This window comes from Sutcliffiella halmapala (genome assembly GCF_002019665.1).
Classification (GTDB): Bacteria; Bacillota; Bacilli; order Bacillales; family Bacillaceae_I; genus Sutcliffiella_A; species Sutcliffiella_A halmapala.
Window position 1 is genome coordinate 4,210,523 of the sequence record NZ_KV917375.1, and the last position, 13,475, is coordinate 4,223,997.

Annotated in this window: 9 protein-coding genes; 4 read left to right on the forward strand and 5 right to left on the reverse strand. The window is 38.4% G+C overall.

From position 1 onward, the window contains the following. Positions 1-250 precede the first annotated feature (250 nt). Positions 251-1,447 carry a DEAD/DEAH box helicase gene (locus BK580_RS20650; RefSeq protein ID WP_078382158.1) on the reverse strand — a complete coding sequence of 399 codons (1,197 nt, stop codon included), beginning with the start codon at positions 1,445-1,447 and terminating at the stop codon, positions 251-253. Positions 1,448-1,591: 144 nt separating this feature from the next. On the opposite strand from BK580_RS20650, the gene BK580_RS20655 reads away from it, so the two are divergent. Further along, positions 1,592-3,121 carry an FAD-dependent oxidoreductase gene (locus BK580_RS20655; RefSeq protein ID WP_408055250.1) on the forward strand — a complete coding sequence of 510 codons (1,530 nt, stop codon included), beginning with the start codon at positions 1,592-1,594 and terminating at the stop codon, positions 3,119-3,121. 55 nt (positions 3,122-3,176) lie between these two features. Here BK580_RS20655 and BK580_RS20660 read toward each other — a convergent pair whose 3' ends face one another. The 4 genes from BK580_RS20660 to BK580_RS20675 all read right to left on the reverse strand — a co-directional run bounded on the left by BK580_RS20660 (position 3,177) and on the right by BK580_RS20675 (position 10,508). Continuing rightward, complete coding sequence (locus tag BK580_RS20660; RefSeq protein ID WP_078382159.1) at positions 3,177-4,433, reverse strand: ATP-binding protein; 1,257 nt, start codon at positions 4,431-4,433, stop codon at positions 3,177-3,179. A 649-nt stretch (positions 4,434-5,082) separates the two neighbouring features. Next, the gene (locus tag BK580_RS20665; RefSeq protein WP_078382854.1) at positions 5,083-6,501 is read right to left on the reverse strand and encodes an alanine/glycine:cation symporter family protein; all 1,419 of its coding nucleotides are present in this window, start codon (positions 6,499-6,501) and stop codon (positions 5,083-5,085) included. Positions 6,502-6,979: 478 nt separating this feature from the next. After that, the gene (locus tag BK580_RS20670) at positions 6,980-8,785 is read right to left on the reverse strand and encodes an ABC transporter ATP-binding protein (protein WP_078382160.1); all 1,806 of its coding nucleotides are present in this window, start codon (positions 8,783-8,785) and stop codon (positions 6,980-6,982) included. Continuing rightward, entirely contained in the window at positions 8,766-10,508 is a 1,743-nt protein-coding gene (locus BK580_RS20675) for an ABC transporter ATP-binding protein (protein ID WP_078382161.1), read from the reverse strand. The genes BK580_RS20670 and BK580_RS20675 overlap by 20 nt, the downstream gene beginning before the upstream one ends. Before the next feature lie 250 nt (positions 10,509-10,758). Here BK580_RS20675 and BK580_RS20680 point away from each other — a divergent pair, with 250 nt between their 5' ends. The 3 genes from BK580_RS20680 (at position 10,759) to BK580_RS20690 (ending at position 13,435) form a co-directional block, all read left to right on the forward strand. Continuing rightward, positions 10,759-12,129, forward strand: a complete 1,371-nt coding sequence (locus tag BK580_RS20680; protein WP_078382162.1) for a dipeptidase — start codon at positions 10,759-10,761, stop codon at positions 12,127-12,129. A gap of 333 nt (positions 12,130-12,462) precedes the next feature. Beyond that, positions 12,463-12,675 (forward strand): helix-turn-helix transcriptional regulator, encoded by a 213-nt coding sequence (locus tag BK580_RS20685; protein ID WP_078382163.1) that lies wholly within the window; start codon positions 12,463-12,465, stop codon positions 12,673-12,675. After that, positions 12,668-13,435: a hypothetical protein gene (locus tag BK580_RS20690; RefSeq protein WP_078382164.1), complete on the forward strand. Its 768-nt coding sequence runs from the start codon at positions 12,668-12,670 to the stop codon at positions 13,433-13,435. The genes BK580_RS20685 and BK580_RS20690 overlap by 8 nt, the downstream gene beginning before the upstream one ends. The last annotated feature ends 40 nt before the right edge of the window (positions 13,436-13,475 follow it).

Genomic DNA, 13,475 nt, shown 5'->3' on the forward strand with positions numbered 1-13,475 from the left:
GACACGATACTTACTCTTAAATAAACCAAGCTCCTTTCAAAGTAGCATATACTTTGGAAGGAGCTTGGTTTTTGTGAATCTCGATGAATTAAATGTAATACCCCCCCTACTGATGTCAGGCCCCTATTGGACTTTTTTGTCATAATTTCTCGGGAAATTGTCAGATGTACTCAGATTATTTGCAGTGAATTAGCGTGAATTTCCCAAGTTCCCGCTTATATGACAAAAAAACCACCTCAGGTGAGGTAGTTTATTTTCTTCCAGATTTAGTTTTAGGTGATTTCTTCTTGAAACTACCTTTTTTCACTGGTTTTATTTCATGTTCTTGCACAAGTTTACCACCGAACATAACTCTTTTGTGAAGAGGAATATTGAGTTCTTTCGCGAATTGCTTTAGCTTGCGCTCTTCTCTTTCTGACAAGATGGAAATAACAGTGCCTTCTGCTCCTTGTCTTCCTGTACGCCCAGAGCGATGTATATAGCTTTCCACTTCTTCTGGCAAGTCATAATGAATAACATGACTAAGCTCTTTTATATCTAGTCCTCTTGCTGCTACATCCGTTGCAAGCAAGACTGGATACTCATCCTTGCGGAAATTCTTTAATGCAGTTTCTCGATCTTGTTTCGTTGATTCAGAGTGCAAAGAACCAACATTGAGCTTTTTAAATAATAATTTCTCCGTTAACACGGCTAGGTTACCGATATCACGGACAAATCCAAGTGCCTTGATATTTTTTTCGCGTAAAATATTTGCTAATACATTAGCCTTTTCACGTTGATCTACCACTACATATAGATGATCTACTTTAGAAGGTGCCAACTCATCTCTCGAAACCTTCATTACAAGTGGGTTTCTCATAAATTGCAAAGCCTGCTTCTCTGTTTCTTCCTTCAAAGTAGCGGAAAATAACAGTAATTGTCTTTCTTGCAGTGTCGATTTAATAATGTTCTGAATGGTTTTACTATGTTCTGGAATAAATAGCTGATCGGCTTCATCCATGACAATTGTTGTCACTTCATGCATCTTAATTTTCTTCATTTGAATGAGTTCCTGTAATCTTCCAGGAGTCCCAACAAGAATTTGCGGACGCTTTTTCAGTTTCTCTAATTGCCTTTTAACATTGGCACCACCGATAAATGACGCACCAGAAATGTCACTGCCAGTTGTCCATTTTTGAATTTCTTGAAGGATCTGCATCGCTAATTCCTTAGACGGTGCTACAATAACGGCTTGTGGGTGCTGTTTTGTGAGATCTATTTTCTCAATGATAGGTAGTAAGTATGCTAGCGTTTTCCCTGTTCCAGTAGGTGACTCTACAAGCACGTCCGCTCCCTCTAAAATCGCAGGAATTGCTTTTTCTTGTACCGGTGTTGGATTGGTGAATTCACTCTTTGTCCAGTTTTCCTGGAGGAATGGTTGTAATGCAGTGATAACAGTTGTTGACATATTTTTCTCCTTTATCACCCTCTGATGGGGTTTTAAACGTTTCTTCACTCATTCTACCTTACTTGACATAAAAAAAGGAATACATACATGAATTTCTTCGTTTTGGAAAAATTATGAACATGTTTCTTTTCAAGGAGGATTTTTATGTTGGAATCAAATTCGTTTAATCAATTACCTAAATCTCCAGAACCCTATTGGAGAGAATCTACTTCGCTGCCTTCCTTCTCCCCTTTACAGGAGGATACAAATGCAGATGTCTGTATTGTGGGGGCCGGCATTACAGGAATCACAGCTGCCTATCAACTAGCACAGGATGGTCATCGTGTTGTATTGGTTGATGCAGATCAAATCCTAAATGGCACAACCGGTCATACTACTGCCAAAATAACTGCCCAGCATGGGTTAATTTATGATGAATTAATAAATCATATTGGCGAGGAAAAAGCGAAGCTCTATTATGAGGCAAACAATGACGCGTTACATTACATAAAAGATATCGTGAATCTCAAAAGAATAGAATGTGATTTTAGCAAACAAGATGCCTATATCTATGCAACAACAGATGAAGAGGAACAAAAGATTTATCAAGAATTAGATGCTTATCAAAAGCTCGGTATTAAGAAAGATCTTATCAATGAAATCCCCTTCTCCATTCCAACAAAAAGTGCGTTGGTTATGAAGGATCAAGCCCAGTTCCATCCTCTTCACTATTTAAAGGTTTTAGTGGAAGGGATTTTAGAAAAAGGTGGAAGAATTTATGAGCAAACAGTTGCTATCGATGTCGAAGAATCACCTGAGCTTCAAGTCATTACAAGATCCGGCGCCAAAATAAAATGTAACTCTATTTTAGCTTGCTCCCATTTTCCATTTTACGATGGAAAAGGCTTCTTTTTTACGAGAATGTATGCAGAACGCTCCTATGTAGTGGCAGCCAAGACAGATAAGGAATTTCCTGGTGGAATGTATCTCAGTGCCGGACAACCAACAAGATCCTTACGTTCCGTCACAGTGAATGGAGAAAAGCTCGTACTTATTGGTGGAGAAGGTCATAAAACTGGGCAAGGAACAGATACATTAAAACACTATGAAGCATTAAAAACTTTTGGAGAGGAATCACTCGGACTAAAGGAAGTTTCCTATCGTTGGTCAGCCCAAGATCTCTATACATTGGATAAAGTCCCATATATCGGGCGTATTACCTCTAATAATCCAAATATTTTCATTGCAACTGGTTTTCGAAAATGGGGCATGACAAATGGAACAGCAGCGGCACTCCTGTTACAAGATCTTGTTAATGGAAAACAGAATAAGTATATGGATTTATTCGCTCCTTCTCGCTTTGTTGCAGATCCTAGCTTAAAGAAATTTATCAGTGCCAATATGGATGTTGCTGGTCATTTAATCGAGGGGAAGTTAGACCGTCCTACTAAAAAACCAGAAGACCTAGGGTTAGATGAAGGTGGTGTCGTTTCGATTGATGGTCGACGTGCCGGCGCCTATAAAGATGATAAAGGGGAAATATATTGTGTAGATACGACCTGTACTCACTTAGGATGTGAAGTAGAATGGAATCATGGGGACAGAAGCTGGGATTGCCCATGTCATGGTTCAAGATTTTCCATCCATGGGGATGTTTTAGAAGGACCCGCAGATAAACCGCTCGAGAAATTATAGGAAAGACGAAGAAATGCACCCACGGTTGTATACGTAGGTGCATCCTTTTACTCTGCTAAATTCTTGTCACATCTTGAAATGTAAGCTTTACCTCCGTACCTTTTCCAAGCTTACTGGCATACTCTACCTTGCCGTTCATTGTCTCAATAATTCTTATTGAAACGGTCGTCCCGAGACCCGTTCCTTTGTCTTTTGTACTATAAAATAACGTCCCTATTCGAGAGAGCTGTTCCTTTGTCATACCGTGTCCATTATCTTTAACAATTATCGTTGTTTGATTATCGTTAAATAATAATTTTGTAAAAACTCGCCCCTCTTGAGGAGTTGCCTCTATCGCATTTTTTATAATATTGACGAGAGCTTGTTTGAATTGGTTTTTATCTGTTTCCATATAAACGTTATTTTCTAGATAACTATCCAATGCTACCCCATTTTTCAATGCTAAGGGGTTTAACAGCATTATCACGTCACTGAGCAGTTCTCCGAGGTTGACCTTTTCAATTTTTTTAAATTCTGGTTTTGCAAAATTTAAATAGTCGTTGATTATGGACTCTGCTCGTCCTAATTCACTTAGGACAAGTGGGATGTATGGAAAGTTCTTTTCTTTTTCTTCTTTTTGCATGAGCTGTAAGAATCCTTTTACAACCGTTAAGGGGTTTCTTACTTCATGTGCGATAGAAGCTGCTAATTCTCCTAGTGTATTTAATTTCTCCGCTCTGGCTATTTCCTGTCTCATTATTTCCCGTTCCAGAGCTGCCTCATGAAGCATGGAAGCAATGCCCACCCCAATTACTTGGATTAATCCAAAAGAAAGAATATACAACATGAGACTAGTCCCTCCAGAGTAGTCTGGTTGTAATAATAAAAAGGTTAAAAGAATACTTAGCATCACTATGTTCGGCCAGAGTCCGACTAATACAGAGAGACCAATCCGTTTCTTCTTTTCCTGTAGCTTATTGAATTTTTTTATCATTAAAAATGGGAACAAGGCAGATAGTAACGCACTAAAGTATCCAAAGAGAAGAGCATCCCCTCCGAGATATGTTCTTGTACCTAATATTGCCGCTAGTACCATAACCCCTGCTTTTGGTCCGCCATATAATATAGCTAAAACAAGTGGGATGTAACGCAGATCCCAATATAGTCCATAATCGTAAAAGGCAAATAACAAACATAAACTTGCCGCAACACCTTGTAATAAACCTATAAAGTACGGAGAACTTCGAAACCTCTTATTCTCTGATACCATATAGTAAATTAAGACCGGAGCAAGGATAATTAATACATGTAAAAGTAATTTTTCAGCTAGCATGTTGAATCCCCAATCTTATCAATAAAGATATCTACTAGCTTTTATTTTCGACAGGATAAACAAAATTCCTTTTGAATTCGATAGATATTTCAACATTTCTTTTTTACTTCGATACACATCCACTTGTTATTGGAAGAATTATCCAATGAAAAAGCGCTACCCTTAAAATAGGAGTACCACATTAAATTCCCTGTAGAACTCAGTGCCAGGCGTTCAGTTTCCGCGGGCAGTCCACTTTTTCATTAGCTATGTTGCGATTTTTTTGCATAGGTGTTTACTCGAAATCTAGAACTGTATCTTTTCATGAGGCTGGGACAAAAGAATATTTGTTAAAGAAAAATCCGAACTATTATGCGAAATTCTAAGTAGAATTTTGCATTAGTTCGGATTTTTTAGTTTGGCTCTGTTAAACACCGCTGTTGATTTCCGCACTAGGCTTCGCTTATCCAGAGGACGTTGGTGGAGCCTCCTTGGCTTTGCCTGCGGGGGTCTCCACCAAACACTATCTCCCGCAGGAGTCTTCGCCTTGTGCTCCAATCAACAGCTAGGTACTCTAAAAATCAAAAGTGTACTTTAAAAGGGCATTTAGATTAAATCGTTCGTAAATAGAGATGGGGATTTAATTAATGTCCCAGCCTCATCTACTTTGTCAAGATGCTTTTTCATCATCTTTTTTCTTATATTCTTCCGTCCAAAATTCTGCGTTTTTAATTCCTAGCTTGTCAGGATTAAATACTGGATCCAACCCTTGTTTCTTTTGTTCGTCATAATCTTTTAATACTTTAAGAGCTGGTTTAGCTAAGATCAAAATAGCGATAAGGTTTATCCACACCATCAGACCTAAACCGATATCCCCAAGATCCCAAGCAATTTGAGAGGTTCTAACTACACCTAAATAAGTTGCAACTAGAAGTACTACCTTTAATATAAACATCGGTATTTTATTACTTCTTCCACGCATAAGGTAGGCTACGTTTGTTTCCGCAATATAATAGTATGCCATAATAGTTGTGAAAGCGAAGAAAAGTAAGGCAATCCCAACAAATCCTGCTCCAAATCCAGGGAAAATTGATTCTACCGCAGCTTGTGTATACTTAGCTCCTGCTTCTACGTTAGCACCTAAGTTATTCACAATAAAGCCACCTTCAGTTGCAGGATCAGCGACATTGTACATTCCCGTAAAAAGAATCATAAATGCAGTTGCAGAACAAACAAGCAATGTATCGATATAGATGGAGAAAGCTTGGACTAAGCCTTGTTTCGCAGGATGTGATACTTCAGCAGCTGCTGCTGCGTGTGGGCCAGTACCTTGTCCAGCTTCATTGGAATAAATTCCACGCTTAACTCCCCATGCAATGGCCATTCCAATAATACCGCCAAATGCAGAATCTACAGCAAATGCACTACGGAAAATTAATCCAAACACGGCAGGTAGCTCTCCGATATTGAGTCCAATAATGATAAAAGCCATTATAATATATGCTATAGCCATAAAAGGTACCACGTATTGGGCAACCGTGGCAATACGTTTTACACCACCAAAAATAATAAGAGCAATAACTACTACAAGACTGATGGCAACAATTTGTTTATTAGCACCGAATGCATTATATAAACCATCACCAATCGCAAATGCTTGAACACCTGGCATCAATATACTCATAGCTAAAATTGCAGAAACAGCAAACAAAATCCCATACCATTTCCAACCGATTCCTTTTTCTATGTAATAAGCTGGTCCTCCTCGATATTCGCCATCTTGCTTTACTTTATAAACTTGTGCGAGTGTAGACTCAATGAACGCGCTAGAAGCACCGATAAACGCAATTGCCCACATCCAAAATACTGCTCCTGGTCCCCCCATTGCAATTGCCGTTGCCGTTCCAACGATATTACCTGTACCAACACGACCCGACAATGAAATTGCCAGCGCTTGGAAAGAGGAAACTCCAGCACTTGATTTTTTTCCTTCGAACATGTGCTTAATCATATCTTTAACAAGTCGTACCTGTACAAATCGAGTTAAAATGGTAAATAGTAACCCTACGCCTAAACATAATACAATCATAGGTGTGCTCCATAAATAACTCACGAGTAATCCAAATGAAGCCTCTAACCATTCTTGAAAATTTTCCAAATAAAAATCCCCCTTTAATCGTAATTTTTAGAATTTTCCTACTATAAGTCAGGATTATATAGTATGTTCACAAATTAGACAATATTTTTATTTTCGAAATGATTATTTAGTTTGTTAGGTTTTTTTACAAAAGGATATCTGAAAAAGAGTGTCACCTTTAAACTCCCAGATGATTTCCGTGCTAGGATTTGATAGAGACGAAATCCAGGTCCTCAGCTTGACTGTCTGAGGTCACCGATTTGGATAGAAACACAATCCAGGCCCTCAAAGTGATTGTTGGAGCCTTCGATATCATAAATAAGGAAAAGGAATGGCTTATAAACTTAATCACTTGCCAAAGTTCCATTTGGAATTCCTTGCAATAAAAAGATGCATCCTCTCGTATGAAGACGAAGATGCATCCTTCTTTTTACCCAACTTCTTTTTTTAATTGACTGGTAAACAACTCATAATAAAAACCTTTTTCTTCGAGAAGCTCGTCATGTGAGCCTTTTTCAATAATCTCGCCTTCTTTCAAGACTAAGATTTGATCAGCTTTTTGAATGGTATTTAATCGATGAGCAATAACAAAGCTTGTTCTACCTTCCATCAAACGGTGTAATGCCTCTTGAATTTTCATTTCCGTAATCGTATCAATACTACTTGTTGCTTCATCTAAAATAAGGATGGTCGGATTAGCTAGAACTGCTCGTGCAATGGAGAGCAGTTGCTTTTGTCCCTGACTTATCCCACTCCCGTCCTGCTTCAATGTGAAATCATATTGGCCAGGTAGCTTTTGGATAAAAGAATGTGCATTAGCAAGTTTAGCTGCTTCCTCCACTTCCTGATCTGTTGCATTCAGTCTTCCGTAGCGTATATTCTCGCGAATGGTTCCTTCAAATAAAAAGGAATCCTGCAGCACAAAAGCCATATGTTTTCGTAGATTAGAGCGCTTTATTTGATTGATAGGATGTCCATCTAACAAGATGCTGCCACTATTCAAGTCGTAAAAACGTGAGATTAAGTTAATGATCGTTGTTTTCCCAGCTCCTGTTGGTCCAACAAAAGCGACTGTTTCCCCAACTGATGCATGGAAGCTTATATTCTTAATCGTGTTATCATCCTCATCATAAGAAAACGTCGCGTCTCGAAATTCAATTTCCCCTTTTACTGTTCCCAACTCGATTGCGTCTTTTTCATCAATTGCCTCTTCTTCTTCATCTAGTACATCAAACACACGCTCTGCACCAGCGACCGCTGAAAGTAACGTGTTAAATTGGTTTGCGAGATCATTTAACGGTCGTGTAAATTGGCGAGAATACTCGGCAAAGATTACAATTACTCCAATGGTAATTCCCATTCCATTTAGGGCCATTATGCCCCCGATTCCTGCGATAATAGCAAAACTTAAATTGTTTAACATATTCATCAACTTAGGAATAAACCCAGAGTAGGTCTGAGCCCAATAAGCACTTTTCTTTAAGCGCTCACTCTTTTCCATAAATTCATTCATTACTTTATCTTCTTGCGAAAAGGTTTTAACGATTCGTTGGCCAGAGATTGTTTCCTCGATATAACCATTCAGTTCCCCTAGATTGCGCTGTGTTTGCTTAAAAAGTGGACCAGTACGATTGGTAATCCACCTTAACCCAAAGAACATGATTGGTACAATGATTAAAGTGATACCCGTTAAAATAGGACTTAAATAAAGCATCACTGAAACAGTTCCAACAAGAGTCAAGATACTCGAGAAAATTTGAATCACAGAGCTATTTAAGGTAGAACTGACATTTTCCATATCATTCGTTACTCTACTCATTAATTCTCCGTGCTGTCTTTTATCAAAATAAGGGATTGGCAGCTTATGCAAATGCTGAAATAGTTGCGTTCGCATTTTAAATACGGTATCTTGAGCAATCCCAACCATCCAATAGTTTTGGAGCCAAGTCGATAACGAATAAAAGATGTAGATGAAAATTAAACCAATTAATACATTTATCAATCCTGCACTATCACGTTCTACAATATAATTATCAATCGCCATTCCTACGATAAACGGACCTAATAAACCGAGTGCGGAGCTCGCTAACACCATTAATAAAACTAATGATAAGAGTCCTTTTCTTTCACCAAGATACATCCATACCCGCCTAATAGTTCCCTTCCAATCCTTAGCTTTTGCCTTTGGATTAGCTTTTTTTTCAATGGCAGCACTACTACTTATACGCTTCGACATGCTCTGCCACCTCCGCTCCAAACTGTGATTGATAGATATGTTGATACAGAGTGGAATGCTTTAATAGCTGAGAATGACTACCCTCTTCAAGCAGCTTTCCATCTTCTAATAGTAGAATCTTATCGGCTTCCATTGCCGTACTTACTTTTTGTGTAATAATAAATGTCGTGCATTCATATTTCTTAAGCGCTGTTAACAGCTTAGCTTCCGTTTTTAAATCTAATGCACTTGTACTATCGTCAAGCATGAGAATCTTCGGCCTTCTCACCAAAGCGCGAGCAATCGACAATCGTTGCTTTTGCCCTCCAGATAAATTTACTCCTTTTTGCCCTAAAATCGTTTCATATTTTTTGGGTAGCCGGTCTATGGTCTCATGAATTTGTGCGTCTTTTGCCGCTTGGATGATTTCTTCAATTGTGGCATTTTCTTTCCCCCAGGCAATGTTATCCTTGACTGTTCCTGAAAAAAGAAGCACTTCTTGTGGCACATAGCCAATTTGGCCACGCAAATTCTTTAATGATAGATCCGTAATGTCTGTGTGATCAATATAAATGGTGCCTTCGTTTACGTCATATAACCGTGGTATTAGCTGAAATAAAGATGATTTCCCTGCTCCTGTTGCACCCATAATTGCCACTGTTGCACCTGCATTAGCATGAAAAGTAATCCCCTCTAAAACAGGTGTCTGCGTGTTAGGATAGTGGAAGGAAACAGAGGAAAACTTCACTTCACCAGTAAACATAGTCGCCTTTTCTGCTATCCCTTCTTTATCTACTAAATCAATTTCTTCTTCCAATACATCCGATATCCGATGAGCAGAAGCTTTCGCTCGTGCAAAGGCCATAATAATGAAAGAAAAGATTGATAATGCCCCTGTAATTCTGGTTGCATAATTAACAATCGCTACTACTTCACCTACTTGCGCATTCCCTGTATTCACACCGGCACTCCCGAACCAAAGAACCGCTAAGATACTTACATTCATAATGAGTAGAAGAATCGGCATTGTTACTTCCATTAATCTTAGAGCGAAGACTGTTTGATCCTTTAACTCATCACTTGCATGTTCGAAGCGTTTGATTTCATGATTTTTGCGAAGAAAGGCTTTTATTAACCGAATACCGCCTAGATTTTCTCGCATTACATTATTTACTCCATCTAACTTTTCTTGAACCGTCTTAAACAACGCACCTCCTCTTTTCATCACCCATACGAGGAAAATAAAAAGAATAGGAACACCTATTACTAAAAATAAAGCAAGCTGGAAGTTCACAATTAAGGCCATCACCACTCCACCAATAATCAAAAGTGGCGCCCGTAGCATAATACGCAAGCTCATAAATACAGTATTTTGAACTTGGGTCACATCGTTCGTCATCCTCGTAATAAGGGAGGAAGTTGGAAATAAATTAAAGTTTGCGAAGGAGAAGGATTGTATTTTTCCAAATAACCCTTTCCGAAGGTCATACCCAAACCCCTGAGATACATGAGCCGCAAAAAAAGAATTAATTACTCCAGCTAAAAATGCGACAAAGGACAGAGCAACCATAATTCCGCCCCATTTCATGACCACTCCCAGATCTTCTTGCAAAATTCCATCATCAATTATTTTTGCCATTAGCAGTGGCTGTAACAGCTCGACCACTAATTCCGTAAGCATTAGCGTTAGTGCAATTCCTACTGCAATTTTATATGGCTTTAAATATGAAAACACTTTCCCCATCTGTCTTAATCCCCCAAACTATTTGCTCTGTTTAGTCTATGTTGATTTATGTAAATCTATTTTTTGTGGAATAAATACTTCGTTTAGCTAAACGAATATCTTGAATTATTTATTTTATATGTAATATCATACCTTTTTTGCTATGTTTTTTAAATAGTTTGAATTATCATTAAGTACAAAAGTTAGTATTTTGAACCTAACTTTACAAAACGAAAGTGAAAAGAGCAAGAAATATCAAGGAGGTCCAAGCATGAACACTTTTCAAACCTATTTACAAAATCAACGTGAGAAACATTTAGGTGAACTACTTGATTTACTTTCCATACCGAGTATTAGTTCCCTAAGTGACCACAAAAAGGATACCCAACGTGCTGCCGAGTGGTTTGCAGACGCATTACGCAATTTGGGAATGGATAATGTCGAACTCTATCCTACTAAAGGCCATCCAGTTGTTTATGGAGAATGGTTAAAAGCAGCAGGAAAGCCAACCATCTTAATTTATGGACATTATGATGTGCAACCTGTTGATCCTCTTCATTTATGGGACACGCCACCGTTTGAACCAGCGCTTAGGGACGATGCCATTTACGCTCGCGGCGCAAGTGACGACAAGGGACAAACCTTTATGCACCTAAAGGCACTTGAAGCCCTTTTACAAACAACAGGCACACTGCCATTCAACTTTAAGTTTTGTATTGAAGGCGAAGAAGAAGTAGGTAGCCCTAATTTACCTGCTTTTATTGGGGAAAATAAAGAACTTCTTGCTGCCGATGTGGTTGTCATATCCGATACTGCCATGTTGGAAGAAGATAAACCAACAATCTGCTACGGACTTCGGGGAATGTGCGGCTTTCAATTAGACGTTAAAGGTCCACGCCGCGATCTTCATTCTGGATTATATGGTGGAGCTGTTCAGAATCCAATACACGCCGTAGTAGAATTACTTCAATCCTTTCACAATAAGGATGGCTTCATAACAGTGGACGGATTCTATGATAAAGTAGTTCCTTTAACCGATGCTGAAAAAGCTGCCTTTAACGCGCTACATGTCACAGAAGAAAGTGTAAAACAGGAAGTCGGCGTGACAGAGCTATACGGAGAAAAAGGCTATAGCTTTTTAGAAAGAACATGGGTCCGTCCTACTCTTGAGGTAAATGGAATTTATGGCGGCTTCCAAGGTGAAGGGATTAAAACCGTTTTACCTGCCGAAGCACATGCTAAAATCACATGCCGTCTTGTTCCAGATCAAGATCCAGATGAAATACTAGAGCTTTTACAAAAGCATGTCAACGACCACACCCCACCAGGTGTAGAAGTAACCGTTACCTTATTTGATAAAGGTGCACCATTTGTGACACCATTTGATCACCCTGCCATCCAAACAGCTAGCCGTGCATTCGAAAAGGTATATGAGGTACCAACTTCCTTTACAAGAGGTGGAGGATCCTTGCCAATCGTATCCACTCTTGATGAAGTGTTGAAGGCTCCGATTGTGTTGATGGGCTTCGGTTTACCAACAGATAATGTCCATGCACCAAATGAGAATTTCAAGCTAAAGAACTTCGATAAAGGTTTGTTGACATTGTGCCATTATTGGGTGGAGCTTGAGGAGACACTTTAATAAATTCTACTTGATGTAAGGTACTTCCAATGCGGTAAGGTTTAACTGCTCAACTCAGTGTGTGAATGCTGAGCTGAGCAGTTTTTTTATGAGTGGACCTTTTTAAAAGATAAAAATAAACAAATTAGTTACCTAAAAGAACTATTTTATGGAAAAACAGCTTCTTTTTAGATAAAAACTGAAGTTTTCTTTCCGTTTTAGCATGATTCATAATCGATTATTAGTTAGTCCTTTACTCTTTCCAAAACAGGAAATTTAATGTTAATAATTATTGACTAAATGTTAAGTATACATTACTATTTGTGTATATTAGTTAACATAAAGGAGGGTACTATGCTTCGGAATCGGGTAAAGGAACTTCGAGCTAGACATGGATTTTCACAGTCGGAACTTGGGAAACGAGTTGGTGTGACAAGGCAGACGATTGGTTTTATTGAAAAAGGGGAGTTTTCGCCATCGATTGCTTTGTCTTTACGTTTAGCAAAGTATCTGCAAACAACGGTAGATGAGTTATTTTGGTTAGAGGGGGAGGATTTAGATGACTAATAAGGATTTTCGAGTACAATTTCCATTATGGAATATTGCCTTATGTATCATTTTATTGATTGTGACATATAGCGTAGTCCGTTTTACAGATATGCTATTCAATGGTTTTGAAGGTGTTTTTAGTAATGTAGGGAATAACGTTATTATCAATTGGAGCATGCTGCCGCTTCTCTCCCTTTTTGCGGGAATCGGATTGTTAATTGCTTTTTTCATTGCCTATTTTATGAAGCTTAAACAGCATAATAAAGAGAATCCAAGAAATAGACTAAATGCGTTCACTTCCTTTCGCCCAAATGAAATTTTAGAAGATGATGAAATGCTTAGCCAGGTCACGCGTAACGCTACGAAAAAAGTGTATGTTTTATACTCCAGCTATCTGCCAATGTTGGTACTCCTTATGTTTTTTCCTTTTGATCGTTATGTATTTGTATGCGGGATATTTCTGTTATTAATCCTTCAAAATGCTTTATTTTATAGAGAAATCCGTCAATATCTTAGCGGAGATTATCGGTTTAATAAGAAAACTTCTGATCATGAACAGGAGAAGTCCGCGTTACATTCTAATAAAATTCTCAAGCGGGTTTTCATCTCAGCCACTATCACCATTTTAGTCATTGGTGTTGGAAGAATTGTTCAAATGGAGAACCATCATGAGGCAAATATGCTGAAACTAGAAGCATGTATGAACTCCGGGGCGACCGCTGTTGTAGAAAAAAATAACCTTTTAAGTCTTTCCACTCTCACCTGCGAAAAGAATTAACTTGTTATTTTACGTTAAATCAAACAAGGAAACTTAGAGT